Source organism: Micromonospora sp. NPDC047467, assembly GCF_040643095.1.
GTDB lineage: Bacteria > Actinomycetota > Actinomycetes > Mycobacteriales > Micromonosporaceae > Micromonospora.
Genome location: NZ_JBEYTO010000002.1, coordinates 908,295 through 934,022 on the forward strand (window position 1 = coordinate 908,295; position 25,728 = coordinate 934,022).

Annotated in this window: 22 protein-coding genes; 17 read left to right on the forward strand and 5 right to left on the reverse strand. The window is 72.1% G+C overall.

What is annotated here, in order from left to right:
- Positions 1–2 precede the first annotated feature (2 nt).
- Positions 3–1,157 carry a DNA recombination protein RmuC gene (locus tag ABZ780_RS08460; RefSeq protein ID WP_357485239.1) on the reverse strand — a complete coding sequence of 385 codons (1,155 nt, stop codon included), beginning with the start codon at positions 1,155–1,157 and terminating at the stop codon, positions 3–5.
- Between the two features lie 54 nt (positions 1,158–1,211).
- On the opposite strand from ABZ780_RS08460, the gene ABZ780_RS08465 reads away from it, so the two are divergent.
- Positions 1,212–2,027 carry a hypothetical protein gene (locus ABZ780_RS08465; RefSeq protein ID WP_357485242.1) on the forward strand — a complete coding sequence of 272 codons (816 nt, stop codon included), beginning with the start codon at positions 1,212–1,214 and terminating at the stop codon, positions 2,025–2,027.
- 115 nt (positions 2,028–2,142) lie between these two features.
- On the opposite strand, the gene ppc is transcribed toward ABZ780_RS08465, so the two are convergent.
- Positions 2,143–4,929: a phosphoenolpyruvate carboxylase gene (gene ppc / locus ABZ780_RS08470; protein ID WP_357485244.1), complete on the reverse strand. Its 2,787-nt coding sequence runs from the start codon at positions 4,927–4,929 to the stop codon at positions 2,143–2,145.
- A 239-nt stretch (positions 4,930–5,168) separates the two neighbouring features.
- Between ppc and ABZ780_RS08475 the strand changes: the two genes are divergently transcribed.
- Positions 5,169–6,209, forward strand: coding sequence for a S66 peptidase family protein (locus tag ABZ780_RS08475; RefSeq protein ID WP_357485247.1), 1,041 nt, complete (start codon positions 5,169–5,171; stop codon positions 6,207–6,209).
- 261 nt (positions 6,210–6,470) lie between these two features.
- On the opposite strand, the gene ABZ780_RS08480 is transcribed toward ABZ780_RS08475, so the two are convergent.
- Together ABZ780_RS08480 and ABZ780_RS08485 are read right to left on the reverse strand one after the other, a co-directional pair.
- Positions 6,471–7,376 carry an AraC family transcriptional regulator gene (locus ABZ780_RS08480; protein ID WP_357009001.1) on the reverse strand — a complete coding sequence of 302 codons (906 nt, stop codon included), beginning with the start codon at positions 7,374–7,376 and terminating at the stop codon, positions 6,471–6,473.
- Positions 7,377–7,596: 220 nt separating this feature from the next.
- Positions 7,597–8,511: a cyclase family protein gene (locus ABZ780_RS08485; protein WP_357485249.1), complete on the reverse strand. Its 915-nt coding sequence runs from the start codon at positions 8,509–8,511 to the stop codon at positions 7,597–7,599.
- Positions 8,512–8,680: 169 nt separating this feature from the next.
- On the opposite strand from ABZ780_RS08485, the gene mfd reads away from it, so the two are divergent.
- The 4 genes from mfd (at position 8,681) to ABZ780_RS08505 (ending at position 15,919) form a co-directional block, all read left to right on the forward strand.
- Positions 8,681–12,328 (forward strand): transcription-repair coupling factor, encoded by a 3,648-nt coding sequence (gene mfd, locus ABZ780_RS08490; RefSeq protein WP_357485252.1) that lies wholly within the window; start codon positions 8,681–8,683, stop codon positions 12,326–12,328.
- Between the two features lie 106 nt (positions 12,329–12,434).
- On the forward strand, positions 12,435–13,211 hold the full coding sequence (locus ABZ780_RS08495) for a hypothetical protein (RefSeq protein WP_357008993.1): 777 nt from the start codon (positions 12,435–12,437) through the stop codon (positions 13,209–13,211).
- Between the two features lie 2 nt (positions 13,212–13,213).
- Entirely contained in the window at positions 13,214–14,200 is a 987-nt protein-coding gene (locus tag ABZ780_RS08500; protein ID WP_357485254.1) for a nucleoside triphosphate pyrophosphohydrolase, read from the forward strand.
- Between the two features lie 99 nt (positions 14,201–14,299).
- On the forward strand, positions 14,300–15,919 hold the full coding sequence (locus ABZ780_RS08505; RefSeq protein WP_357485257.1) for a DUF885 domain-containing protein: 1,620 nt from the start codon (positions 14,300–14,302) through the stop codon (positions 15,917–15,919).
- A 94-nt stretch (positions 15,920–16,013) separates the two neighbouring features.
- Here the strand turns inward: ABZ780_RS08505 and ABZ780_RS08510 are convergent, their stop codons facing one another.
- A complete protein-coding gene (locus tag ABZ780_RS08510; protein ID WP_357008984.1) occupies positions 16,014–16,706 on the reverse strand; it encodes a hypothetical protein in 693 nt (230 codons plus the stop codon).
- A gap of 213 nt (positions 16,707–16,919) precedes the next feature.
- Here ABZ780_RS08510 and eno point away from each other — a divergent pair, with 213 nt between their 5' ends.
- The 11 genes from eno (at position 16,920) to ABZ780_RS08565 (ending at position 25,576) form a co-directional block, all read left to right on the forward strand.
- Positions 16,920–18,203, forward strand: a complete 1,284-nt coding sequence (gene eno, locus ABZ780_RS08515) for a phosphopyruvate hydratase (RefSeq protein WP_357008981.1) — start codon at positions 16,920–16,922, stop codon at positions 18,201–18,203.
- Positions 18,204–18,237: 34 nt separating this feature from the next.
- Positions 18,238–18,879 carry a septum formation initiator family protein gene (locus ABZ780_RS08520; RefSeq protein ID WP_357485338.1) on the forward strand — a complete coding sequence of 214 codons (642 nt, stop codon included), beginning with the start codon at positions 18,238–18,240 and terminating at the stop codon, positions 18,877–18,879.
- A 34-nt stretch (positions 18,880–18,913) separates the two neighbouring features.
- Positions 18,914–19,471: a DUF501 domain-containing protein gene (locus tag ABZ780_RS08525; RefSeq protein ID WP_357485259.1), complete on the forward strand. Its 558-nt coding sequence runs from the start codon at positions 18,914–18,916 to the stop codon at positions 19,469–19,471.
- On the forward strand, positions 19,468–19,989 hold the full coding sequence (locus ABZ780_RS08530; RefSeq protein WP_357008975.1) for an amino-acid N-acetyltransferase: 522 nt from the start codon (positions 19,468–19,470) through the stop codon (positions 19,987–19,989). Before ABZ780_RS08525 ends, ABZ780_RS08530 begins: the two co-directional genes overlap by 4 nt.
- 64 nt (positions 19,990–20,053) lie before the next feature.
- Positions 20,054–20,995, forward strand: coding sequence for a Ppx/GppA phosphatase family protein (locus ABZ780_RS08535; protein ID WP_357485340.1), 942 nt, complete (start codon positions 20,054–20,056; stop codon positions 20,993–20,995).
- A gap of 175 nt (positions 20,996–21,170) precedes the next feature.
- On the forward strand, positions 21,171–21,503 hold the full coding sequence (locus tag ABZ780_RS08540; RefSeq protein WP_109820301.1) for a PadR family transcriptional regulator: 333 nt from the start codon (positions 21,171–21,173) through the stop codon (positions 21,501–21,503).
- On the forward strand, positions 21,500–22,516 hold the full coding sequence (locus tag ABZ780_RS08545) for a hypothetical protein (protein ID WP_357485262.1): 1,017 nt from the start codon (positions 21,500–21,502) through the stop codon (positions 22,514–22,516). Before ABZ780_RS08540 ends, ABZ780_RS08545 begins: the two co-directional genes overlap by 4 nt.
- Positions 22,517–22,646: 130 nt before the next feature.
- Complete coding sequence (locus tag ABZ780_RS08550) at positions 22,647–23,117, forward strand: hypothetical protein (protein ID WP_357485264.1); 471 nt, start codon at positions 22,647–22,649, stop codon at positions 23,115–23,117.
- 214 nt (positions 23,118–23,331) lie between these two features.
- Positions 23,332–24,018 (forward strand): dienelactone hydrolase family protein, encoded by a 687-nt coding sequence (locus ABZ780_RS08555; RefSeq protein ID WP_357485267.1) that lies wholly within the window; start codon positions 23,332–23,334, stop codon positions 24,016–24,018.
- Complete coding sequence (locus ABZ780_RS08560; protein ID WP_357485269.1) at positions 24,011–24,751, forward strand: uracil-DNA glycosylase; 741 nt, start codon at positions 24,011–24,013, stop codon at positions 24,749–24,751. Before ABZ780_RS08555 ends, ABZ780_RS08560 begins: the two co-directional genes overlap by 8 nt.
- A 21-nt stretch (positions 24,752–24,772) precedes the next feature.
- Positions 24,773–25,576: a DUF4129 domain-containing protein gene (locus tag ABZ780_RS08565; RefSeq protein ID WP_357485271.1), complete on the forward strand. Its 804-nt coding sequence runs from the start codon at positions 24,773–24,775 to the stop codon at positions 25,574–25,576.
- Positions 25,577–25,728: the final 152 nt, after the last annotated feature.

The following is a 25,728-nucleotide window of genomic DNA, read 5'->3' on the forward strand; positions in this document are numbered from 1 at the left end:
CGTCAGTGGTTGCGCTCGGCCCCGTCCAGCAGCTCGGGCGCCTGCGGCTGGCGGGGCGTCAGCTCGACCTGGGCCGGGGCCGCCAGCTCCTCGTCCGAGACGCCCAGCTCGGCGAGCTTGCGGGCACTGACCAGCACCCGGGCCTCCAGCGAACCGACCGCCCTGTTGTACGCGGTCACCGCACCGGTCAGCGACGACCCGAGCTTGCCCACGTGGTCGCCGAGGGTGGAGAGCCGGCCGTACAGCTCCCGGGCGAGGGTGTGCACCGCGACGGCGTTGCGGGCCAGCGCCTCCTGCCGCCACGAGTAGGCAACGGTGCGGAGCAGGACGACCAGGGTGGCCGGCGTGGCGAGCACCACGTTGCGGGCGAAGGCGTGCTCCAGCAGCGTCGGGTCACGCTGGAGCGCGACGTCGAGGAACGGGTCGGCGGGCACGAACAGGACCACGAACTCGGGGGAGCTGTCGAACGCGGTCCAGTACGCCTTGGCCGCCAGGGCGTCGACGTGCCCTCGCAGGTGCCGGGCGTGCGCGTCGAGGTGGGCGTCCCGGCCCCGCTCGTCGCGGGCCTCCATCGCGGTGAGGTACGCGTCGAACGGCGCTTTGGCGTCCACCACCACCGACCGGCCGCCGTGCAACCGGACCACCAGATCCGGGCGTACGACCTGCTCGTCGGTGGTGGCGGTGACCTGCTCGGAGAAGTCGCAGTGCTCCAGCATGCCGGCGGCCTCGACGATCCGGCGCAACTGGTGCTCGCCCCAGCGCCCTCGCACCTGCGGCGCGCGTAGCGCGGCCACCAGTTGCTTGGTCTCCGTGCGCAGCTCGCCGGAGACGGCGCTCATCGAGCGGACCTGCTCGCGCAGCTCGGCGTACGCGTCGACCCGCTCGTGCTCCAGCTCGGCGACGCGCTGCTCGTAGCGGCGCAGCGTGTCGTGCAGCGGCGCGACGGCACGGGCCACCGCCTCCTGCGACTGTGCGGTGGCCTCGTAGCTCAACGCCCGCATGGACTGCTCCAGCCGCCCCTCGCCCTCGCGGGTCGCGGTCAGGGTGGCGTCCAACCGGGCGATGTCGGCCGCCGAGCGGGATCGGGCCGCGAGCCAGCCCACCGCGCCGCCGGTGCCGAGGCACACGATCACCACTAGCAGCGTCGAGACGTCCATCACCGGAGCTTGCCAGACGTCTACGACGAGACACCCGGGGGTACGTTCGATGACATGGAACTTGTGCTGTGCCTCGCCATCGTGCTGATCGGAGCGTTGGGTGCCGTGGCGCTCGGCCGTGCCCAGTCCACCGCCCGTCGGCGCACCGAGCTGGGCGACGCCCGCGCGGAGGCGCAACGCTGGTACGAGCGCCTCGGCGGCCAGCTGTTGACCCTGCAGGGCGACGAGCCAGCCGTCCGCCAGGCGCTCTCCGACGCCGGTGAGCGGTACAACGCGGCGGGCTCGCAGCTGGAGCAGGCGCGTACGCCGCACCAGTTCACGCTGGCCCGGGAGACCGCGCTGGAGGGCTTGGCGTACATCCGGGCGGCGCGGACCGCGCTGGGGTTCGATCCCGGCCCCGAGCTGCCGGCGCTGGCCGCCGCGCGGGGCGTCGGGCAGCTCACCAAGGAGCGCGAGGTGCAGGTGCAGGGGCAGACCTTCCGGGCCGGCCCGCAGCCTGGTCGGGGCACGCCCTACTACTACCCGGGTGGTCGGTACCAGGGCCGGCCGGTGCCCGCTGGCTGGTACTCGACGCCGTGGTGGAAGACCGCGCTGGGCGCCGGCGCGGGCGTGCTCGGCGGCATCCTGATCGCCGACGCGCTGTTATCACCGGCCTTCGCCGACCCGGGGTACGGCGCCGACGCGGCCGGTGCCGACCAGGGCATGGACGGCGGCGACCAGGACTTCGGCGGCGGTGATCAGGACTTCGGCGGCGCCGACCAGGGCGGCGATTTCGGCGGCGGCGGCGACTACGCAGGCGGTGACTTCGGCGGCGGCGGCGGTGGCTTCGGCGACTTCGGCGGCGGGGATTTCGGCGGCGGGGACTGGTGAGCCTGGACGGCAGCGTCGATCATGGAGTTGTGGTGGCCGATTAGCACCCGCGAGGGGCTTTTGTGAGGCACCACAACTCCATGATCGACTGAGCTGGGGGGCGGGACCGGGACGGTCAGCCTGTGTTGCGCATGCCGGCGGCGATGCCGTTCACCGTGGTGAGTAGGGCCCGCTCCAGCGCCGTGCCGTCGCTCGGTGCGCGCCGGCCGCCCGGCGCGGTGGCCACCGCCCGTCCGGCGGCACCGGAGTCCCGGTACTGCCGCAGCAGCGCCACCTGAAGGTGGTGAAGCGGCTCCAGGTAGGTGTCCCGGACCGCCAGGGTGCGTTGCAGCACCGGCGAGTTCTCCAGCAGGGCGGGTGAGGCGGTCACCGCCAGCACCTCCCGCTTGGTCAGCTCGTACTCCCGCTCGATCTGCTCGAAGATCGGGTGCAGTTGCTCCGGCACCAGGGTCTCGACGTACCGGCGGGCGATGCTCAGGTCCGTCTTGGTCAGCATCATCTCGACGTTTGACAGGAACGTCCGGAAGAAGTGCCAGTTGCGGTGCATCTCGGCCAGTACGTCCGCCAACCCGGCCTCGCGGGCGGCGGCCAGCCCGGAGCCGACGCCGAACCAGCCCGGCACGATCTGCCGGGTCTGCGTCCAGCCGAACACCCACGGGATGGCCCGCAACCCGGACAGCCCGGCGCCGGTGTTGGGGCGCTTCGCCGGCCGGGAGCCGATGTTCAGCGCGCCGAGCAGTTCGGTGGGGGTGGACGCCCAGAAGTACGCGGGCAGGTCCGGGTCCTCCACGAGCGACCGGTACGACCGGTAGGCCGACTCGGAGACCACGTCCATCGTGGCGTCCCAGCGCTCCAGCATCTCGGCCGGCTGCCGGGGAGCGGTGTGCAGAAGCGTCGCCTGGAGCACCGCGGCGAGGGTGAGTTCGAGGTTCTCCCGGGCGAGCGAGGGCAGGCTGTACTTGTCGGAGATGACTTCGCCCTGCTCGGTCACCTTGATCGCGCCGTCCAGCGTGCCGTACGGCTGGGCGAGGATCGCCTCGTGCGTCGGCCCGCCGCCGCGCCCCACCGTGCCGCCGCGGCCGTGGAACAGTCGCAGGTGCACCCCGTGCCGGGCGGCCACGTCGCGCAGTGCGCGCTGTGCCCGGTGGATCGACCACTGGCTGGTGGTGATCCCGGCCTCCTTGTTGGAGTCGGAGTAGCCGAGCATGACCTCCTGCACGTCGTCGCGGGCCGCGACCAACGCCCGGTACGCGGGCAGCGACAGCAGTTCGTCGAGGAGTTCGCCACCGGCGTTCAGCTCGGCCGGGGTCTCCAGCAGCGGCACGAACCCGATCCGCGCCCGCCCGCTGTGTACGTCCACCAGGCCGGCCTCACGGGCCAGCACCACGGCGGCCAGCACGTCGTCCACGCCCATGGTCATCGAGATGATGTACGACTCGATCACCTCGGTGCCGAACCGGTCCTGGGCTTCCCGGATGGTGCTGAACACGTCGAACGTCTTGCGGGCCGCCTCGGAGAGCGGCGTGTCCAGGGTGGACAGCGGGCGGCGGCCGGTCAGCTCGTCGGCGAGCAGTTTGGTGCGCTCCAGCCGGGTCAGCGCCGGGTAGTCGGAGACCTCACCGACGGCGTCGTACAGCTGGGCGAGCACCGCGTGGTGCGCCTCGGCGTGCTCACGGACGTCCATCGTCGCCAGGTGCAGGCCGAACGCGGAGACCGTACGGATGGTGGAGGCCAGCCGGCCGACGGCGGTGAGCTGCCCGGAGTTGCGGGCCAGCGAGGCGCGCAGCAGATCCAGGTCGGCGATCAGCTCGGCGGAGCCCCGGTAGTCCCGGCCCGGCACGTGCGCGGTGCCCTGGCGCAGCCGCTGCCGGGTGTTGGCCAGCTTCGCCTTCACGCAGCGCGCCTTGAGCCGGTACGGCTCCTCGGCGTTGACCCGGCGGAAGCGGGGCGCCACCTCGGGCAGCGCGTCCAGGTCGGCGGCGAGGCTGGCGGAGAGGTCCAGCGACACCCCGCGCAGCCGGCGGGACACCGAAACCTCGTTGATGAGGTGGTCCATCGCCTTCTCGGTGGCCGCGATGCCGTGCTCGTGCTGGATGGTCAGGACCTCGCGGGTGACCGCCGGGGTGACGAACGGATTGCCGTCCCGGTCGCCGCCGATCCAGGTGCCGAAGCTCAGCGGACGGGCCGTCGGCGACGTCTCCACGCCGAGCGTGCGCAGCGTGTCGGCCAGGTCGTCGAGCACCTGCGGGGCGGCCTCGGCGTACAGGTCGCGCAGGTAGTAGATGGCGTTGCGGGCCTCGTCGGTCGGGTCGGGCCGGTCCAGCCGCAGCTCGTCGGTCTGCCACATCAGGTCGAGCAACTCGGCGAGCCGGCGGTTGGCGGGGCCCTCGTCGCTGGCGCCGTAGAGGATCGCGTTGGCGGTCTCGGTGTCCAACTCGTCGGCGATGGCCCGCAGCTTGGACAGGATCGACCGGCGGGCCGCCTCGGTCGGGTGGGCGGTGAAGACCGGCCGGACCGCCAGCCGGCGGGCCGCGGCGGCGATCTCCTCGGCCGGCACCCCCCGCTCGGCGATCATCTTGGCCGCCTGGTCCAGCCAGCCGCCCTGCACGGCGCGACGGCGGCGCAGGTCCCGGCCGCGGTGCACCTGCTCGGTGATGTTGGCCAGGTGGAAGTAGGTGGAGAAGGCGCGGGCCAGCTTGGTGCCGGTGGTCACGTCCAGCCCGCCGAGCCGCTGGGCGGCCGCCGGGGCGTCGGTGCGGACCTGGGCGCGGATCTCCTCGACGAGGTCGAGCAGCGGGCGGCCCTCCTGGCGTGCCAGGGTCTGCCCGAGCAGGGTGCCGAGTCGGCGGATGTCGGCGCGCAGCGCGGCGTCCGGGCCGTCGTGGTCGTGCTGGTCGGTCACGATGCGCTCCTTACGTGAGTACGAAGGACAGCGCTGTCCGACTCCCTGGATGGTATCCGCGCCGGACCTGATGGCAGGAGGGGCTCTCCGCATGGTGATCCGTGACGCGGAACACGATCACCGCGCGCCGGTGCGGGCGGTCACCCGTCGTCCCCGTACCCGAATCAGAATGGCGTATCCCGGGATGCGCGCCCGATTCCTGGGCGAAATCCGCTGGCCGCGCCCGGTACCGTCTGATCATGGACACGCCCCGATATCCGGCCAAGCCGCAGCCGGGCGACCGGGTCGCGGTCGTCTCACCCTCCGCCGGGCTGGCGGCCGTCTTTCCCCACGTGTACGAGTTGGGGCTGCGCCGGCTGCGCGAGGAGTTCGGCCTGGAGCCGGTGGAGTATCCGACCACGCGGGTGATGAGGGCGGACCCGCGCGACCGGGCCCGCGACCTGACCGCCGCCTTCGCCGACCCGAGCATCACCGCGGTGCTCGCGACCGTCGGCGGGGACGACCTGATCACCGTCACCCCGTACCTCGACGACGACGTGGTGCGCGCCAACCCGAAGCCCTACTTCGGGTACTCCGACAACACAAACGTGCTCAACCACCTCTACCGGCTGGGCATCGTGGCGTACCACGGTGGTTCGGTGTTGGTGCACCTCGGCCGGCCCGGCTCGCCGCACCCGATGACGTTCGGCTCGCTGCGCGCCGCTCTGTTCACCTCCGACTGGTACGAGTTGACGGCCGCGCCCGAATGGGGTGACCGGCCGAACCCGTGGACCGACCCCGGGTCGTTGGCGTACGAGCCGGAGATGCTGGCAGGCGAGGGCTGGCGCTGGCAGGGCCCGCAGCGGGTGGTGCGAGGGCGCACCTGGGGTGGTTGCCTGGAGATCCTGCACTGGCTGATGGCCACCGACCGGGTCCCGACCGCCGACGAGCTGGCGGGATCCGTGCTGATCTTCGAGACTTCCCAGGAGATGCCCAGCGCTGACGAGGTGTTCCGGATCGTGCGGAACATGGGGGAGCGAGGGCTGCTCGCCAGCTTCCCGGCGGTCGTTGTCGGTCGGCCCAAGGCGTGGGATTTCGACAAGCCGCTGTCGGTGCCGGAACGGTTGGCGTGGGGTGAAGCCCAGCGCGAGGCGATCACCCGCGCGCTGGCGCCGTACAACCCGGACGCCGTGGTGGTCTTCGACGTCGACCTCGGCCACACCGACCCTCAGTTGATCATCCCGTACGGCGGGGAGATCCGGGTCGACGCCGTCGAGCGCCGGATCGCGGTGCGGTACTGATCTGCCTCCGCCCGCCCTCACCGGGCCTTGGGAAGGGCCCGGTCGAGACGAGCAAATTTCTTCAAGACGCTGGGAACGCCCGCGCCGAGGATTGTTCACGTGGGTCCGGGAGTTGCCAACCAGTGCAGCACCGGAGCGGGGCGTGCGGACCTTTTCGGGGAGGCCCGACGCCCCGCCGGACCCGGTGGCGCCCCTGGCGTTCGAGGAGGTGCCGCCCGTCCCCCGACGGCACCTCCGTCGCCGTCGGGGGAGCGGCAGTGGTCAGGCCGCGTCGGACGGGGTGAGCAGCCGGCGCAGCCGGGCCGGCGGGTGACCCACCTGCTCCCGGACCACCCGGGTCAGGTGTGCCTGGTCGGCGAAGCCGTACTCGGCGGCGAGTGCGCCGAGCGAACGGCCGTCGGACTCGGCGAGGGTGTCCAGCAGTTCCCGCACCCGCAGCCGGTTGCGGTAGGCCGTCAGGCTGCTGCCGGTCATTCGGTGGAACACCCGGCTGAGATGGTGCGGAGAGCTACCAACCTCCTGGGCGACCTCGTTCAGGCCGAGCGTGAAGCCGGAGTTCGCCAGCACCTCCCGGGCGCGGTCGGCCAGCCTCCGGTGCGCGGCGAGCGTCGCCGGCCGTCGGCGTACGGCCCGATCGACCTCGCCGCCCACGTCGCCGGTGCCGAGAGGGCTGTGGTGCAGCAGGCGAGCCAGGAACCGGTGCAGCCGCTCGGCCATCTCGAAGCCGTCCAGCCCACGCCGGAACTCGGCCACCAGCAGCCGGTGCGCCAGGTCCAGCGGGGCGTCCGACGTCCCGGCCCAGCCGCCCCGGTCCATCCAGTGCTCCGCGTCCGGCCGGTCCGCCAGCGCTGCCGGATCGATCTCCAAGCAGGTGTACGAGTCGCCGCAGCCGAACGGGTGCGACACCGCCAGTTCGTCGCCCGGTCGGGTGATGATCATGGAGGTGGCGTCGGAGAGCCCGACCCGGCCGTTGAGCCGGCGACGGTACGCCCCGGAGCGCCCCAGAATAATCTTGTGGCGGTCCTCCACGGCGGCCTCTGTCCATCCGTGGTTCTCCACGATGCACCGCACCTGATAGATCAACAATCCGTCCGGGTGCCCCAGCACGCGCCACCGTGCGGGCGTGGTGCGGCGACGCGGATCACTGCCGACTCCCTCGGCGGGCATCGTTCCCCCCTGCTCGCGATGTGCTCGTCAGCGGCACGGTGACGCTTCACGGCCAGCACAGATGGTTGTCGACCCATCGATCCCCCGTCCACCCCGGTTCGCGGCGCAACTGCTCGCCGGTGGCGCCCGGTCGTCGGTTGCGCCTGTTCAGCGGCCAGGTGGCGGACATCCTCGACGAACGCGTCCCGGTCGGCCACCTGTTGGCCGAGATCGGTCGACGTCAGGCGTCGACGACGGCGAAGGCGCGGACCGGGAAGGTGCCCATGCCGGCCACCATCGGTGGGGCCGCCGTGAACCGGAACCCGCTGGGCGGCAGCGCGTCCAGGCCGGTCAGGTGCTCCACGATCGGGATGCCGGCGGCGAGCAGGGTGCTGTGCGTGGGGCGTTGACCGCCGGCCGACGGGCTCATGTCGTCGATGTTGATCGAGTCGATGCCGACCAGGGCCGCTCCGGCGTCCACCAGCGCCTGTGCGGCGTCCCCGGTCAGGTGGGGCGCCTCCGGCGCGCCGTACCGCTCGGTGCCGAAATGCGCGTCCCAACCGGTGTGCAGCAGCACCGCGCGCCCGGCCACCTCGTACGGCGCCAGCAGCAGCCGGTCCACGGCGCGGGTGCCGGCCGGCACCCGGACCACCACGCCGGGCAGGTCCGCCAGCCGGTCCAGCGGCACCCCGACCAAGTCGTCGCCGTCTGACCAGCGGTGGGCAGGGGTGTCCAGGTACGTGCCGGTGTTGGCGATCATGTCGATCCGGGCCACGTGGAACTCGGTGCCCGGCGCGTAGTTCGCCCGGGACGCCGCGAAGGTCAACCAGTCGCCGATCCGTGGCGCAGGCCAGCCGGGCAGGGTGGTCATCCCATCGCTGATCACGTGGCTCAGCTCGACGAGCCGACGCCCAGCGCCACTGCCGTCGACAGCGACGCCCCGGCCGCCCTTGTGCGGCTCTTCGATGATCGTCTTCGCGCTGATCCGGACCTGGGCGACCATCAGCAGCCCGAGGTGCCGGACGAAGAGCGCGGCTAGATCCTCGTCACTGATCTCCCGACCCGGGATGTCCAGCCGGAACCCCTCGGTCCGTAGCCCGCCACCGTTGGCGAAGCTCACCTCCGCGTCGAACTGCACCCGCCACTGCGTACCCATCCCAGAACCCGACCACGACCCCCCGCCCCGGTCAAGATCCGCGCGGAGCTTGACCTGGGCGGAAGGGGATGTGTGTCGGTGGACGGGGATAGGCTGGGCGTCGTGCACCCCCCGTCCGACCGGACGAGGGGCAGCCGTCGTGTGCGTCGACTCCCCTGGAAGTGATCACATGCTCACCGGTCTGTTCTCCGCCGCCCTGGCCGATCCCGGGCTGGCCCGGGCGCGTGACCTGGCGCGCTCCGGTGCCGCGCAGGTCGACGGCCTCGACATCACCGCTCCGGCGGCGCTGCGCCCGTTCGCTGTGGCAGCCGTGGCGGCCGACCCCGACGGCACCCGTGGCGGGGCGGGCCGGCCGGTGCTGGCGGTGACCGCCACCACCCGGGAGGCCGACGACCTGGCCGCCGCGCTGGGTGGGCTGCTGCCGCCGGAGCAGGTGGTGGTCTTCCCGTCGTGGGAGACGCTGCCCCACGAGCGGCTCTCCCCCCGCTCCGACACGGTGGGCCGGCGGCTGGCCGTGCTGCGCCGGCTGGCGCACCCCGAGTCGGCCGACGCCCACGGCGGCACCGGGCCGTTGCGGGTGGTCGTCGCACCGGTTCGCTCACTGCTGCAACCGCAGCTCAAAGGGCTCGGTGACCTGGAGCCGGTACAGCTCGCCGCGGGCGAGGAGGCCGACCTGGAAGAGGTGGCCCGCCGGCTGATCGACATGGCGTACGCCCGGGTCGACCTGGTCACCAAGCGCGGCGAGTTCGCGGTGCGCGGCGGCATCCTGGACGTCTTCCCGCCCACCGACGAGCATCCGTCGCGGGTCGAGTTCTGGGGCGACGAGGTGGAGGAGATCCGCACCTTCGCCGTGGCCGACCAGCGGACCATCGAGCAGGTCCCGCTGCTCTGGGCGCCGCCCTGCCGTGAGCTGCTGCTCACCCCGGCGGTCCGTGATCGGGCCGCCGCGCTCGCCGAGCAGCACCCGGAGTTGGCCGAGATCCTCGACAAGCTGGCCGAGGGCATCCCGGTGGAGGGGATGGAGTCGCTGGCGCCGGTGCTCGTCGGCCCCGACTCGCTGGAGCTGCTGCTGGACGCGATGCCGCCGGGCACCCACGTCCTGCTCTGCGACCCGGAGCGGATCCGCACGAGGGCGCACGATCTGGTGCGTACCTCGGAAGAGTTCTTGCAGGCATCCTGGGCCGCAGCGGCGGTCGGCGGCCAGGCCCCGGTGGACGTCGGCGCCGCCGCCTTCCGCACCCTGGCCGAGGTCCGCGCCACCGCCGGGACGCTCCGCCAGCCGTGGTGGACGCTGTCCCCGTTCGGCCTCGTCGAGGCGGACACGGCCGAGACGCGGCAGCCCTGGGAGGACGCACCCGAAGAGGCCGCCGTCACCCCGGACGACGCCATCGCGGTGACCCTCGCCGCCCAGCCGGCTCCGCTCTACCACGGCGAGACCGCACGGGTGGTCGACGACCTCAAGCGCTGGGCCGGTGAGGGCTGGTCCATCGCGCTGGTCTTCGAGGGGCACGGCCCCGCCCAGCGGGCGGTGGAGGTGCTGCGCGACGCGGGGCTGGGCGCCCGGCTGACCGAGGAGGTGCCGACCGCGCCCGCCCCCGGCGAGCTGATCGTCACCTGCGGCTCGCTGGGCAGCGGGTTCGTCGACGAGGCGTCCCGGTTCGTGCTGCTCACCGGCAACGACGTCACCGGCGGTCGGGGCACCTCGACGCGGGACATGCGCAAGATGCCGAGCCGGCGGCGCAACACCATCGACCCGTTGGAGCTCAAGGCCGGCGACTTCGTGGTGCACGAGCAGCACGGCATCGGCCGGTACGTCGAGCTGGTGCAGCGCACCGTCAACGGCGCAAGCCGGGAATACCTGGTCATCGAGTACGCGGCCAGCAAGCGGGGCCAACCCGGTGACCGGCTGTTCGTCCCCACCGACCAGCTCGACCAGCTGTCCCGCTACGTCGGCGGCGAGCAGCCGACGCTGCACAAGATGGGCGGCTCGGACTGGCAGAAGTCCAAGGCCCGTGCCCGCAAGGCGGTCCGGGAGATCGCCGCGCAGCTCATCCAGCTCTACGCCGCCCGCAAGGCGTCCAAGGGGCACTCGTTCGGGCCGGACACCCCCTGGCAGCGGGAGTTGGAGGACGCGTTCCCCTGGCAGGAGACGCCGGACCAACTCGCCGCCATCGACGAGGTCAAGCGGGACATGGAGCAGACCGTCCCGATGGACCGGCTGATCTGCGGCGACGTCGGCTACGGCAAGACCGAGATCGCGGTCCGGGCGGCGTTCAAGGCGGTGCAGGACGGCAAGCAGGTGGCGGTGCTGGTGCCGACGACGCTGCTGGTGCAGCAGCACTACAACACGTTCGCCGAGCGGATGAACCAGTTCCCGGTCCAGATCCGGCAGCTGTCGCGGTTCCAGACCCCGAAGGAGACCGAGCGGACGCTGGAGATGGTCGCCGACGGCACCGTCGACATCGTCATCGGCACCCACCGGCTGCTGCAGACCGCGACCCGGTTCAAGCAGCTCGGTCTGGTGGTCGTCGACGAGGAGCAGCGGTTCGGCGTCGAGCACAAGGAGCACCTCAAGACCCTGCGGGCCTCGGTGGACGTGCTGAGCATGTCGGCCACCCCGATCCCGCGCACCCTGGAGATGGCGATCACCGGCATCCGGGAGATGTCCACCATCGCCACCCCGCCGGAGGAGCGCCACCCGGTGCTCACCTTCGTCGGCGCACAGGACGACCGGCAGGTCGCCGCGTCCATCCATCGAGAGTTGCTCCGCGACGGACAGGTCTTCTACCTACACAACCGGGTCGAGTCGATCGATCGGGCGGCACGGCGACTGCGGGAGCTGGTGCCCGAGGCGCGGGTCGCGGTGGCGCACGGCCAGATGAGCGAGGACGCCCTGGAGAAGGTGATGGTCGGCTTCTGGGAGAAGGAGTTCGACGTCCTGGTCTGCACGACGATCGTGGAGTCCGGCATCGACATCCCGAACGCCAACACCCTGATCGTGGAGCGGGCCGACCTGCTCGGCCTGGCCCAGCTGCACCAGATCCGTGGCCGGGTGGGCCGGGGCCGCGAGCGGGCGTACGCGTACTTCCTCTACCCGCCGGAGAAGCCGCTCACCGAGCACGCCCACGAGCGGTTGGCGACAATCGCGCAGCACACCGAGCTGGGTGCCGGCATGTACGTGGCGATGAAGGACCTGGAGATCCGGGGCGCCGGCAACCTGCTCGGCGGCGAGCAGTCCGGGCACATCGAGGGCGTCGGCTTCGACCTGTACGTGCGGATGGTCGGCGAGGCGGTCTCTGCGTTCAAGGGTGAGCGGCCCGAGGAGGAGGTCGACGTCAAGATCGACCTGCCGATCGACGCGCACCTGCCACACGACTACGTGAGCGTGGAGCGGCTGCGCCTGGAGATGTACCGCAAGCTCGCCGAGGCCCGCGACGAGGAGCGCCTGCGCGAGGTGGTGGCCGAGATGACCGACCGGTACGGCGAGCCGCCCGCTCCGGTGCAGAACCTGGTGGCGGTGGCCCGGTTCCGCCTGCTGGCCCGCCGGTACGGCCTGACCGACGTGTCCATGCAGGGCAAGCACGTCCGGTTCGGTCCACTGCCGCTGCCCGACTCGAAGCAGTTGCGGCTCAAGCGCTACCACCCGGACGCGGTCTACAAGCAGGCCACCGACCAGGTCAGCGTGCCTCGGCCGAGCACTCGCCGGATCGGCGGCGAGCCGTTGCGTGACCAGGCGCTGCTGGAGTGGTGTGCCCAACTGCTCTCCGACGTGCTGGGCGCTCCCGCTCCCGCTCCGGCTGCGGTGGCGAGCGCCTGAGCGGGCACCGATCAGGGCGGTGTCGCGCCGACATTGCCCTGGTCGGTGGTTGGGCGTGGGTGGGGGCCGTCACATCGCCGGGTGACGACGTGAGAGAGTGACTGACATGCGTGCTCGCCGTCTTGTCGCCGTCGCCAGTGTGGCGCTCGGCCTCGTCGCCCTCTCCGGTTGCCGTGCTGAGCCGGGCATCGCCGCCTACATCGGCGACCAGCGCATCACCGACGGCGAGGTCACCGCCGCGATGAACGATCTGCGGACGAAGAACCCGGCACCGACCGCTTCGCCGGAGCCCGGCCTCGGCGGCCAGCCCGCAGCGCCGCAGCCGCAGCTTCCCGAGCTGGCGGACGTGGTCCGGGTGATGGTGCTGACCAACGTGTGCGAGCAGATCTCGGCCGAAGAGGGCTACCAGCCGCGCAGCCAGGTCGCTGTCGAGCAGGCCGCCCAGCAGCTCGGCCTCAACCCGGAGACCGGCTACGTGCGGGAGATGGCCAAGCTCTTCACCTGCCTGTCCGGGTTGCCGGAGGACCAGGTCGAGCCGACCGAGCAGGAGATGACCGACGTGATCGCCGCCGGCCGCGCGGGGGGCAACATCCCGGCCGAGGTGTCCGATCAGGACGCCGCCCGTCAGCTCGACGGCGAGCAGCTGCGCGGGGCGCTGGCGACCAAGCGGGTCCTGGCCGAGGCGGTCGAGCGTTACGACGTGACGGTCAGCCCCCGGTACCGCCCGCTGGAGTTCCCGCTGCTCAGCTTCTCCGGCGACGTCTCGGCGGTCAGCGTGCCGCTGGGTGAGCCGGGCTCCGGCGCGGTCACGGACATCTCCACCCCCAGCGAGGTGCCGTCGCACTCGGACTCGGACTCGCATGGCGAGGGCACGGCCAGCTGAGCATGACGGCACGGATCGTCCTGCTGGTCACCTCGCCCCGGCTGCCGGCCGGCCTGCTAACGGCCGCTGCCTGGGACGTCGTACGCCAGCACCCGGTGCTGACCGGCGCGGAGAGCGAGTTGACCACGGCCATGCGCCAGGCGGGCGCCGACGTGACAGTGGTGGACGGCCCGGCGACGCAGCCGCTGCTGGACGCGGTGGCGGCGCACGGCACGGTCGTGTGGTTGGCCGGTCCCGCGGGCGACGAGTCGTTGGCCCGGGAGTTGGGCCTGCGGCTGGCCCGGGAGCCGGGGCTGGCCGAGATGGAGCTGATGTACGGCTCGTGGGATCCGCCGGGCGCGCGGCTGCTCGACGCGGTGGCCGTGCTGGACCGGCTGGCCTCGCCGGGCGGTGACCCGTGGAAGCGGGCCCAGACGCACCGCAGCCTCGCCGGTTACCTGCTGGAGGAGAGCTACGAGGCGTACGACGCGATCATCGCCGACGACACCGACGCGCTGCGCGAGGAGTTGGGCGACGTGCTGCTCCAGGTGGTGCTGCACGCCCGGCTCGCAGAGGAGTTGCCCGAGGGCGAGCGGTGGACCATCGACGACGTGGCCGGTGGCCTGGTCGACAAGATGATCCGGCGTAATCCGCACGTCTTCGCTGGCGCGGAGGCCGGCACGCTGGAGGAGATCACCGAGAACTGGGAGCGGATCAAGCGGGCCGAGAAGGCGCGCGACTCGGTGCTGGACGGCATCGCGCTGAGCCAGCCCGCCCTGGCTCTCGCCACGCAGATCCTGGACCGCGCCGCCCGCGCCAACCTGACCGTCCCACTCCCCGCACCCGACGACGCGCCGGACGAGGAAGCCCGCCTAGGCGCCAGCCTCCTAGCGACGGTCGCCACAGCCCGCAAGGCAAACCTGAACCCCGAAGAAGCCCTACGCCGCGTAACCCTGACCCAGGCCCAAGCCCTCCGGAAAACCGAACCCCCACCCCCAGACCCGCGTTGATCATGAAGTTGTTGCCACGACTCGCCGAGGTGGTCGGCAATAACTTCATGATCGACGGAATGGGCGGGAGGGCTGGGGGCGGTCGGTAGGGTGGGCCGGGTGGAAGAGTTTGGGGTTCTGGCGGAGCGGGTTGTCGAGGCTTTGCTGGAGACGCGGCCGGGGGTTGCCACCTCTGCCGGGGATCACCGGTTCGACGACCGGCTTCCCGATCTGTCGGCCGACGCGTTGGCCTCCGATCGGGCGATGCTCTCCGACGCCGCCAACGCACTGTCCGAGTTGGACCCGGACTCGCTCGGCGTCGACGAACAGGTGGATCACGCGCTTCTCACCTCATTCGTGGACCGCGAGCTGTTCGAGCTGACCGAGATCCGGTCGCACGAGTGGGACCCGCTACGCCACAATCCCGGCCCGCTGCTGCACCCGCTGCTGGCCCGCCCGTACGCCCCGGTCGAGGTGCGGTTGACGCAGCTGGCCGGCCGGCTCGCCGCCGTACCGGATGCCCTCGCGACCGCCCGCGCGACGTTGCGGGACATGCCCCGCATCCACGCCGAGACGGCGGTCGGGCAGTTCGCCGGCACGGCCGCGCTGATCCGCGACGAGCTGCCGCCGCTGCTCGCCCAGGCGCCGAGCGCCCTCGACCGGGTCGAGCCGGCGGCCACGGCGGCGATCGCCGCGCTGGAGGAGTTCGTCGCGTGGCTGCGCGCCGGCCTGGCCGCCGACGCGGGCCCGGGGCGTGACCCCCGGCTGGGCCGCCGCCGCTGGGAGGCGCGGCTCTGGCACACCCTCGACACGGAGTTGGGCGCCGCCGAGATCCAGCGTCGCGCCTGGGCCAACCTGGACCGGGTCACCGCGGAGATCCGCGAGGCGGCCGTCGAGCTGGTCGGCGGCCCGGCCGACGACGCGGCGGTACGCCGAGCGCTGGACGTGCTCGCCGCCGAGCACCCGGACGACGCGACGATCGTCGAGCTGGCCGGGGTGACCCTGGACGAGGCGACCGACTTCGTCCGCGCGCACGACCTGGTCACCCTGGTCGACGACCGGTGCGTGATCCAGGAGATGCCGGAGTTCGCCCGAGGTGTCGCGGTGGCGTACTGCGACGCGCCCGGCCCGCTGGAGACCGCAGCCGTGCCCACCCTCTACTGCATCGCGCCCACCCCGTCCGAATGGCCAGCGCATCGAGTGGAGTCGTTCTATCGCGAGTACAACGACCACATGATCCGCAACCTGACGGTGCACGAGGCGATGCCGGGGCACTTCCTCCAGTTGGCCCACGCCCGCCGCTACGTCGGTGGCACCCGGGTCCGGGCGCTGGCCGAGTCCGGCCCGTTCATCGAGGGCTGGGCGGTGTACGCGGAGGAGCTGATGGTGGGCCTCGGCTTCGGTGGCCTGCCGGTGCGGTTGCAGCAGCTCAAGATGCAGCTACGGATGACCATCAACGCGTTGCTCGACCAGTTGGTGCACGCCGAGGACCTGCCCGAGGCCGAGGCGATGGCGTTGATGACCGGGCGTGGCTTCCAGGAGGAGGGCGAGGCTGCCGGCAAGTGGCGCCGGGCGCTGCTCACCTCCACCCAGCTCTCCACCTACTTCGTCGGCTACAGCGAGGTGGCCGAGATCGCCGCCGCCCGCCCGGACGGGGTGTCGGTCCGCGACTGGCACGACGCGATGCTCGCCCACGACTGCCCGCCGCCGCGCCACCTGCGCACCCTGCTCGGCGTCTGAGGTATCCACCAGGCCCGTGGGCCATCACGGCCGGCGGACGTGTGCCCGCCGGTGAGCCAGCGCGGCGGGACGGCGGCGATCGTGCTCGGGCCGGTCACGAGCCGCCTGGCCGCCGGTCCACCACGCCGGCGCCGGCGGGCGGGTCGAACGCGTCCTGTTGCACGGTCTCGCTGTAGCGACTCAGCGCCAGCTCCGTCGGCTTGCCGTCGACCGGGCCGCTGAAGCTGCCCAGCACACCCTCGGTGGTCACGCAGGCGGTGAAGTCGCCGTCGGCGCGCTGCACCTCGACGCAGGCGGCGTGGTGGCCGGCGACGGTGGTGTCGCTCTGCTTGATCACTGCCTGCGGGTCGAGCGCGGCGGCCGTCAGCATCCCGACCACCACTGGTGGGGTGACCAGGCCCTGCTGGTTCGCCTCGGCGAAGAGCGCCACGGTGGGCTTGGTGCCCGGAGTGGGGGGTGTGACAAGCGTGCACGCCATGCGGCCGCCGGTCTCCGCGCACCGGGTGACCGCGTCCGGGGTGACGGTGAGCCGCCCGCCCGGATAGGTGTACGCGGAGCGGGCCGGATCCTGCGCCTGCACGATCGCGGCGGCCTGGCCACCGGGTAGCTGGTAGTCGGCCGTGTAGGTCAACTCCAGCGCCCGGTCGAGTCGGGCGGCGAGGTCGTTGACGAGATCGGAACGGCCCATGGCGCGTCCGGCGTCCTCGAATGTCTGACAGCCGGTGACCGTGAGCGACGCGATGACCGACACGGCGAACATGCGGAGGGTGGTCGAGGCGGCGGGCATGGCGACCAGCCTGGTGGATCTGGTCGGCGCAGCGCAAACCCGTTGCCGGTTGAGGCCGGGAAATCCGGGAATGTCCGTCAGTGCGAACCGTCTCGGGTGCGCGGGCGACGCCGTGCCCGTTCGCGCCGCCCGATACGCTGCGTTCAACACCTGCCTCAGCCGCACCGTCGCGGCCCACCCACGGACCGGATCACAACAACGAGGAGCGACTCAGTGGCAACCATCGAGGGAATCGTCGCCCGGGAGATTCTCGACTCGCGGGGCAACCCCACGGTCGAGGTCGAGGTCGGCCTGGACGACGGCACGGTGGCTCGCGCCGCGGTGCCCTCCGGCGCCTCCACCGGCGCCTTCGAGGCGATCGAGCTGCGCGACGGTGACGCCGGCCGCTACCAGGGCAAGGGCGTGGAGAAGGCGGTCTCCAACGTCGAAGACAAGATCGTCGACCAGATCATCGGGTACGAGGCCAGCGAGCAGCGGCTGATCGACCAGAAGATGCTCGACATCGACGGCACCGACAGCAAGTCGGAGCTGGGCGCGAACGCCATCCTCGGCGTCTCCCTCGCGGTAGCCAAGGCCGCCGCCGGCAGCGCCGAGCTGAGCCTCTTCCGCTACCTGGGCGGCCCGAACGCGCACCTGCTGCCGGTGCCGATGATGAACATCCTCAACGGTGGCGCGCACGCCGACTCCAACGTCGACATCCAGGAATTCATGATCGCGCCGATCGGCGCGCCCACCTTCCGTGAGGCGCTGCGCTCCGGCGCGGAGGTCTACCACGCGCTGAAGTCGGTGCTGAAGAAGAAGGGCCTGTCGACCGGGCTCGGCGACGAGGGTGGCTTCGCGCCGAACCTGCCGACCAACGCGGCGGCCCTGGACCTGATCGCCGAGGCGGTCGAGAAGGCCGGCTACCGGCTCGGCACCGACATCGTGTTCGCCCTCGACGTGGCGGCCACGGAGTTCTTCGACAACGGCACCTACACCTTCGAAGGTGCCGGGAAGTCCGCCGAGGAGATGAGCACCTACTACACCAAGCTGGCCGACGAGTACCCGATCGTGTCGATCGAGGACCCGCTGGCGGAGGACGACTGGAGCGGCTGGCAGACGCTTACCGCCTCGATCGGCGACCGGGTGCAGATCGTCGGCGACGACCTGTTCGTCACCAACCCGCAGCGCATCGCCCGCGGCATCGCGGAGAAGGCGGCGAACGCCGTACTGGTCAAGGTCAACCAGATCGGTTCGCTGACCGAGACCCTGGACGCCGTGGACCTGGCCCACCGGGCCGGCTTCAAGTGCATGATGAGCCACCGCTCCGGCGAGACCGAGGACACCACCATCGCCGACCTGGCGGTGGCCACCGGCTGCGGTCAGATCAAGACCGGCGCGCCCGCCCGCTCGGACCGGGTCGCCAAGTACAACCAGCTGCTCCGGATCGAGGAGGAGCTGGCCGACGCGGCGCGCTACGCCGGTGCGGGCGCGTTCCCGCGCTACCGTTCGGCCTGAGACGCGCAGAAGCCTCGGGGGAGGGGGTGTGACGATGCAGCAGCGCCGCACACCGGGTGGTCAGCGTCCCGCCCGCCGGCCGGGTCAGTCCGGCCGGCCGGGCGGTGGCCGGGCCACCCGTGGGTCCGTCCGGGACGCGGGCGTACGCGCCGAACCGCGCGGTGCCGCCGGTCGGGCACCGGGCGCGGTCCGGGGCGCCGAGGGCGTGCGCTCCGCGAATCGTCCGGCCGCTGCCCGGCGCACCGCCTCCGGTGGTGCCGTCAAGCGGCTCGCCGCACCCCACCCCCGTCGCTTCACCGGCCGCGCGACAGTGCTGTTCGCGGTCCTGATCGCGCTCGCGCTGGCCTACACCTATCCGGTGCGGGTCTACCTGGACCAGCAGGCCGACATCGAGCGGATGGAGGCGGCCCAGGCGGTGCAGAAGGAAGAGATCGCCAAGCTCGAAGCCGAGGCCGCCAACTGGAAGGACCCGGCGTACATCGAGACGAAGGCCCGGGAGCGGTTCTTCATGGGCCGGCCGGGCGAGAAGATGATGGTGGTGCTGCACGACCCGGAGGGCGCTGCCCGCGACGCCGGGAAGTCGGCCGGCTCGGCCACCGAGGCCGGCCCGGTGACCTGGTACGACACGCTCTGGTCGAGCGTGCAGGCGGCGGACAGCCAGCAGCCGGGTAAGTGATCCACCGACCAGCGCACCAGGAGAGATGGGCACCGTGACTGTCGTACCACCGTCGGAGTCGGCGGCGGATTCCGTACCCCTGCCGCAGCGGGAGCCGGCCACCGAGGCTGACCTGGCCGCGGTGGCGGCGCAGCTCGGCCGTACGCCCCGGGGCACCCAGGCGGTGGCGCACCGCTGCCCGTGTGGCCTGCCGGACGTGGTGGAGACGACGCCCCGCCTCGCCGACGGCACCCCGTTCCCGACGCTGTTCTATCTGACCTGTCCCCGCGCCACTGCGGCGTGCAGCCGGCTGGAGTCGGCCGGGCTGATGAAGGAGATGGCCGACCGGCTGGCGACGGATCCGGAGCTGGCCGCGCACTACCGGGCCGCGCACGAGGACTATCTCGCCCGGCGGGAGGCGATCGGCGACGTGCCGGAGATCGCCGGGATCTCCGCCGGTGGGATGCCGGGGCGGGTGAAGTGCCTGCACGTGCATCTCGGGCACGCGCTGGGTGCCGGCCCTGGCGTGAATCCGTTCGGCGACGAGACGGTGGCGCTGGTCGAGCCCTGGTGGGCGGCTGGCCCGTGCGTGGACGTGCCCCCGACCGAATGACAGCCCAGGCCGAGGATCAGATCACGGTGCGGCGGGCCCGCACCGGGGACGTGCGTGGCATCCGGCGGCTGGTCGACACCTACACCGACGACCGGCGGCTGCTGAGCAAGGCCACTGTCACGCTCTACGAGCAGGTGCAGGAGTTCCGGGTGGCGGTCCGGGCCGAGGACAGCGCCGTGGTGGGTTGCGGGGCGCTGCACGTGATGTGGGAGGACCTGGCCGAGATCCGCACGGTGGCCGTGGACCCGTCCTGCCGGGGCCGGCGGATCGGGCACCGGCTCGTGGGCGAGTTGATCGACGCGGCCCGGGAGTTGGGCGTGGCGCGCATCTTCGTGCTCACCTTCGAGACCCACTTCTTCGGCTCGTTCGGGTTCCGGGCGATCGACGGCGCGCCGGTGCCGCAGCCGGTCTACGAGCAGTTGCTGCGCTCGTACGACGAGGGTGTCGCGGAGTTCCTGGACCTGGAGCGGGTCAAGCCGAACACGTTGGGCAACACCCGGATGCTGCTGCGGCTCTGAGCGCGTGGGCTCGCCTCCGAGCACGGCCGGTGCGCTGTCGTAGGGTTGCGGGGTGACGACGCGTGTGGCGGCCATCGACTGCGGGACAAACTCGATCCGACTGCTGGTCGCCGACCTGCCCGACGCGTCCGCTGGCGCGGAGGCGCCGCTGACCGACGTGACCCGCCGGATGGAGATCGTCCGGCTGGGGCAGGGCGTGGACCGGACGGGGCGACTCGCGCCGGAGGCGATCGAGCGGACGCGGGTGGCGCTGGCGTCGTACGCCGCCGACATCGAGAAGCTCGGCGCCCAGCGGGTGCGGATGTGCGCCACGTCGGCGTCCCGGGACGCCGCCAACGCCGCCGACTTCACCGAGATGGTGCAGCGCACCCTGGGTGTGGCGCCCGAGGTGGTCACCGGTGACGAGGAGGCCCGACTGTCGTTCACCGGAGCGGTCCGCGGGTTGCCCGCCGACGCGAAGGAGCCGTTCCTGGTCGTCGACATCGGTGGCGGCTCGACCGAGTTCGTGGTCGGCGACCGGGCCGGTGGTGTGCGGGCGGCGGTCTCGGTGGACATCGGCTGCGTCCGGATGACCGAGCGGCACCTGCCCGGCGACCCGCCGACGCCGGAGCAGATCGACGCCGCGCAGGCCGACATCGCCGCCGCCGTGGACCGGGCGCTCGCCGTGGTGCCCGGCCGCGACGCGGCCACGCTGGTCGGCCTGGCCGGTTCGGTCACCACCGTGGTCGCCATCGCCGAGGGCCTGCGCGAGTACGACCCGGAGCGGATCCACCACGCCCGCGTGTCGTACGAGGCGGTGGCCCAGGTGACCGCCGACCTGCTGGGGCGGACCAGCGCGCAGCGGTTGACGATCCCGGTGATGCACCCGGGCCGGGCTGACGTGATCGGCGCGGGCGCACTGGTGCTCCGCGTGATCATGGAGCGGGCCGGGATGCCGTCGGTGGTCGCCTCGGAGCACGACATCCTCGACGGCATCGCCTGGAGCCTTCAGCAGCCCTCGAACTAGCTGGGTTCGATCGACTCCAGTTCGCCGACCTGGCGGTATCCGGCTCATCGGACACACCCAGGTCGCCGACCTGGAGTCGATCACCATCCGCGCGCCGTCCCGCGCGCCGTCCCGCTCCGGCGTGTCGGGATCGAATCGTTGACGCTACTTCGCATTGCACACTAGTGTGCAATGCGTGGACACCACACAGTTGTTGAAGGGCGTGCTCGATCTGGCCGTCCTGGCCGTGCTCCGGGAGGAGGACGGCTACGGTTACGACATCCTGCGCCGGCTCCGCGAGGCCGGCCTGGAAGAGGTCGGCGACGCCTCGGTCTACGGCACGCTGCGCCGCCTCTTCGCCGCCGGCCTGCTCACCACGTACGTCGTGCCGAGCGAATCGGGCCCGCACCGGAAGTACTACTCACTCAACGCCGCCGGGCGTGACCAGTTGACCCGCTCCGGCAAACTCTGGCGCTCGTTCGCCACCACCATGGACAGTCTGCTCGACGATCGGGGGCTGGCGGCATGACCGTCACGGAGCAGGAGATCACCGACTACGTGGCGCGGGTCCGGGCCGCGCTGGCCGACCTGCCGCCCGAGCGGCGCGACGAGCTGACCGAGGACCTGTCCGACCACCTCGCCGAGGTGGCCGCGGAGGCCGACGGCACACTCGTGGAGCGGCTGGGCGAGCCCGAGACGTACGCCGCCGAGTTGCGCGTCGCGGCCGGCGTCGGCCCGGGCGGCGGGCGCAACCTCGACCAGCGGGTCGCCACCGCGCTGGCCAAGGTCCGGGCCCGGCTGCGGGTGATCGACACGGGCCTGGGCCCAGCCCTGGGGTACGAGACGGCCAGCGACTTCCTCCGGTTGCTGCGACCCGCCTGGTGGGTGCTGCGCGGTTACCTGGCGGCGATGCTGATCACCGTGATGAGCACCGGGGGCACCTTCGGTCTGCTGCCCCGGTTCGGCGGTGAACTGCTCGCCGGCCTGATCATGTTGGTCAGCTTCGTGCTCGCCTCGATCTGGCTCGGCCGTCGGGCCGGCCAGCTGAGCCGCTGGCCGCGCTCGGCGCTCCAGGCCGGCAGCGCCGTGCTGGTGGTCTTCGCGCTCTCCGCCCTGATCCAGGCGGAGGACCGGATGCGCTACGGCGACTACGGCGTCGACCCGGCGTCGATCAACAGCCCCTACGACCGGGTCCGGGACGTCTTCGTCTACGACAGCGAGGGTCGGCTGGTGGAGAACGCCCGGCTGTTCGACCAGAACGGCAACCCGATCCGCCTGGGCTACCCCGACTGCGAAGGCCGCATCGACGAGTACGGCAACCCGCTGCTGCGGCCGTACCCGTACTGCCCGGACCAGGCGCCCTTCGGGCGCCGCGCCCCGGGACCGGCGGTCCCGTTCACGACGCCCAGCCCCACGCCGGAGCCGACTGCCACACCTGGCCCGACCACCACGCCGGACCCGTCCGGCGCGGCCAGCGGGCAACCCACGGTGAGCCCCACCATGACGCCCAGTGGTGTGCCGACCCCGACCGCGACGAGCTGAGCCGCGCCGGAAACCAGCTCGTGCACAGAAAGCTGGGAAATAGCTGAACGGACGAGGCGAGCGGGGCAGCGCCGAAAATCAATGATCGTTACGGTGTCGTCTGCTCATCCAGCCCTCGGAAGGAAACCCGTTGTCAGAGCAGGTCGCACCGCCCCCCGCGCCCGACGCCGCACCACCCCAGCCGGCCGTCGAGACGCCGTCCCCGGTCGAGCCGGAGGCGAAGAAATCCGGTGCAAAGAAGGCCCTCGGCATCATCGGCACGATCCTCGTGATCGTCGTCATCGCCGGTCTGAAGTTTGGTATCGGCAGCTACCTGAACAAGGACGAGACCGCCGACGCCAAGGCCGGCGACTGCATCGCCGAACTGCCCGAGGTCACCGGCACCGAGCAGGAGGAGGTCAGCGGCGCCAAGGTCGTCGAGTGCACCTCCACCGACGCGGCGTACAACGTGGTCGGCCGGGTCGACGGGCAGACCGCCGCCCAGGCCAAGGCCGACACCGCGTGCAGCGAGTTCTTCAAGGAAGACGAGATGGGGTACGTCTTCTCCAGCATCGCCTCGGGCAAGACCGGCTATGTGCTCTGCCTGACCAAGAAGGCCTGACCGGAGCACCGGCAGACCAGGCACCAGCGTCGATGGCGGCGGGGGACGCTTCCCCGCCGCCATCAGCGTGCGCGGGGTCACCGTCGCAGGGAAACAGGAGGTGAATGCCACTGTTTCCGCATCTTCCCCGGTGCGGTCACGGCATGGCAGGCTACCGGCACGTAGGACCACTGGGCGACCAGCCAACGATGACTGACCGCTAGGAGGACGGCCCATGGGCGAGATGGTGAGCTACCGCAGCAACGGGGGCACGAGCGAGGGGTATCTCGCGATACCCGCCAGTGGCATGGCCAGCCCAGCCGTCATCGTCATCCAGGAGTGGTGGGGCCTGGTCCCGCACATCCGGTCGGTGGCGGACCGGTTCGCCGAGGCCGGCTTCGTCGCCCTCGCCCCGGACTTCTACCACGGCAAGACCACCACCGAGCCCGACGAGGCGCAGCGGCTGCTGCTGGCGATGCGGATGGACGAGGCCGCGAAGGACATCGCCGGCGCGGCCGAATACCTCGTCGGTCGGCCGGAGGTCACCGGTAAGGTCGGCACCGTGGGGTTCTGCGCCGGTGCCAGCCTGGCGTTGTGGTCCGCGACGCTCTCCGAGCGGATCGTCGCCACCGTCGGCTTCTATCCCGTACTCCCGTGGGAGTCGATGCGCCCCGACTGGGCCGACTACGCCGGCAAGACGGCGGTCATCCACTGTTCCGAAGAGGACGGCACCTCGACCGGCGAGGGCGTGCAGACCGCCCGCCGGGCCATCGAGGAGGCCGGCGGCAGCTGCCACCTCTACGACTACCCGGGCACCGCGCACGCCTTCTTCAACGATGACCGGCCGGAGGCGTTCGACCAGCGCTCCGCCGCCAGCGCCTGGGCACGCACCCTGGAACTGTTCCGGGCCAAGCTTGGCTGAGTCGCGTACCCCGGATCAGGTCGTCGCCCGCTCCGCGCGGGCGAGGGACCTGGCCGACCTGGACGCGGCCGTCAGTGACTGTTTCGCCTGCCCCCGCCTGGTCCGGTGGCGGGAGGAGGTGGCCCGCACCCGCCGGGCCGCCTTCCGCGACCAGGAGTACTGGGGCCGCCCGGTCCCGGGTTTTGGTCCCGGGGACGCGCGGATCGGCATCCTCGGGCTGGCGCCCGCCGCGCACGGCGGCAACCGCACCGGCCGGATCTTCACCGGCGACCGGTCGGGTGACGTGCTCTTCGCCGCCCTGCACCGGGCCGGGCTGGCCAACCAGCCGACAAGCGTCGCCGCCGACGACGGGTTGGCCCTGCGCAACACGCGGATCTTCGCCTCCGTCCGGTGCGCGCCGCCGGACAACAAGCCCACCCCGGTCGAGCGGGACACCTGCGCGCCCTGGCTGCACCGCGAGGTCACCCTGATCCGACCCACCCTGCGCGTCGTGGTCGCGCTGGGCGCGTTCGCCTGGGCCGCGTGGTGGCCAGTGCTACGCCAGGTGTACGGGCAGCGCCCGCCCAGCCCGCGACCGGCGTTCGGGCATGGGGCACACTGGTCCGGCGTGGCCGTACCAGAATTGCTCGGCTGTTACCACGTGAGCCAGCAGAACACCTTCACCGGGCGGCTGACACCGAGGATGCTGGACGACGTCTTCGGCCGGGCCAAGCAGTTGGCCGAAGTGGACTGAGATGCGCGTGGGGTGGTGGCGATGACGAGTGGAACGCGGCCGCCCACGCCGTCCCCGCCCGCCGAGCCGGGGGTGCTGCGCCCGGTGCTCGGCCTGCTGTGGCGTTGGTGGCCGGTGGGCGCGGTCGTCGCCCTGCTCGCCGGGGCGGCCCTGGCCTCCGCGCACTCGTCGATCGGGGCCAATCGAATCCCGCCGGCCGCGGAGAACATTCCCTGGGTGCCCGAGTACCCGTCGGAGCAGCCGGCATCGTCGTTCCCGGTGGAGCCGAGGGACGCCGGTGAGGCCACCCAGGCGCAGATCCCGCAGTGGATCGCCACCGTGGCGATCGGGTTGCTCGGCCTGGCGATCCTCGCCGCGTTGGGCTACCTCACCTGGATCCTGATTCGGGGCGTCATGCGCCGCACCACCCGGGCGCTGCCGGCGCAACGGGCCCGGCGTACCGCCGAGGGCACCGCCCGCGAGGTGGTCGCCGCCCTGGACGCCGGCCTGGTGGAGTTGGACGACCAGGACACCGACCCCCGCGTCGCGGTGATCGCCTGTTGGGTGCGCCTCGAGGAGGCCGCCGCCGCGGCCGGCGTTCCCCGCCTGCCCGGCGACACCCCGACCGACCTGGTCACCCGGCTGTTGCGGGGCGACCCGACGGCCGGGATTCCGGCCATCGTCAGCGCCGACGTGCTGGCGGAGTTCGCGCACGTCTACCGCGAGGCCCGGTACGCCACGCGGGACGTCGACGAAAGCACCCGCGACCAGGCACGCGCCGCCCTGCGGCGGCTGCGCGGCGAGCTCACCATCGTGACGATGGGTGCTCCCGAGGTGCCAGCGTGAGCGCGAGGAGTGAGCCGGTTTTGCGAGCCCCGCAGTCGCGAGCCCAGGCTGGTTCGGTGAGCGCGAGGAGTGAGCCGGTTTTGCGAGCCCCGCAGTCGCGAGCCCAGGCTGGTTCGGTGAGCGCGAGGAGTGAGCCGGTTTTGCGAGCCCCG

What these genes read in the sequence shown, in the direction of transcription:
- ABZ780_RS08500 (WP_357485254.1), top strand. Translation starts at nt 13,214, where the DNA reads ATGACGGCACGGATCGTCCTGCTGGTCACCTCGCCCCGGCTGCCGGCC.
- ABZ780_RS08510 (WP_357008984.1), bottom strand. Translation starts at nt 16,706, where the DNA reads ATGCCCGCCGCCTCGACCACCCTCCGCATGTTCGCCGTGTCGGTCATC.
- ABZ780_RS08495 (WP_357008993.1), top strand. Translation starts at nt 12,435, where the DNA reads ATGCGTGCTCGCCGTCTTGTCGCCGTCGCCAGTGTGGCGCTCGGCCTC.
- ABZ780_RS08460 (WP_357485239.1), bottom strand. Translation starts at nt 1,157, where the DNA reads ATGGACGTCTCGACGCTGCTAGTGGTGATCGTGTGCCTCGGCACCGGC.
- mfd (WP_357485252.1), top strand. Translation starts at nt 8,681, where the DNA reads ATGCTCACCGGTCTGTTCTCCGCCGCCCTGGCCGATCCCGGGCTGGCC.
- ABZ780_RS08520 (WP_357485338.1), top strand. Translation starts at nt 18,238, where the DNA reads ATGCAGCAGCGCCGCACACCGGGTGGTCAGCGTCCCGCCCGCCGGCCG.
- ABZ780_RS08545 (WP_357485262.1), top strand. Translation starts at nt 21,500, where the DNA reads ATGACCGTCACGGAGCAGGAGATCACCGACTACGTGGCGCGGGTCCGG.
- ABZ780_RS08480 (WP_357009001.1), bottom strand. Translation starts at nt 7,376, where the DNA reads ATGCCCGCCGAGGGAGTCGGCAGTGATCCGCGTCGCCGCACCACGCCC.
- ABZ780_RS08465 (WP_357485242.1), top strand. Translation starts at nt 1,212, where the DNA reads ATGGAACTTGTGCTGTGCCTCGCCATCGTGCTGATCGGAGCGTTGGGT.
- ABZ780_RS08485 (WP_357485249.1), bottom strand. Translation starts at nt 8,511, where the DNA reads ATGGGTACGCAGTGGCGGGTGCAGTTCGACGCGGAGGTGAGCTTCGCC.
- ABZ780_RS08565 (WP_357485271.1), top strand. Translation starts at nt 24,773, where the DNA reads ATGACGAGTGGAACGCGGCCGCCCACGCCGTCCCCGCCCGCCGAGCCG.
- ABZ780_RS08475 (WP_357485247.1), top strand. Translation starts at nt 5,169, where the DNA reads ATGGACACGCCCCGATATCCGGCCAAGCCGCAGCCGGGCGACCGGGTC.
- ABZ780_RS08530 (WP_357008975.1), top strand. Translation starts at nt 19,468, where the DNA reads ATGACAGCCCAGGCCGAGGATCAGATCACGGTGCGGCGGGCCCGCACC.
- ABZ780_RS08555 (WP_357485267.1), top strand. Translation starts at nt 23,332, where the DNA reads ATGGGCGAGATGGTGAGCTACCGCAGCAACGGGGGCACGAGCGAGGGG.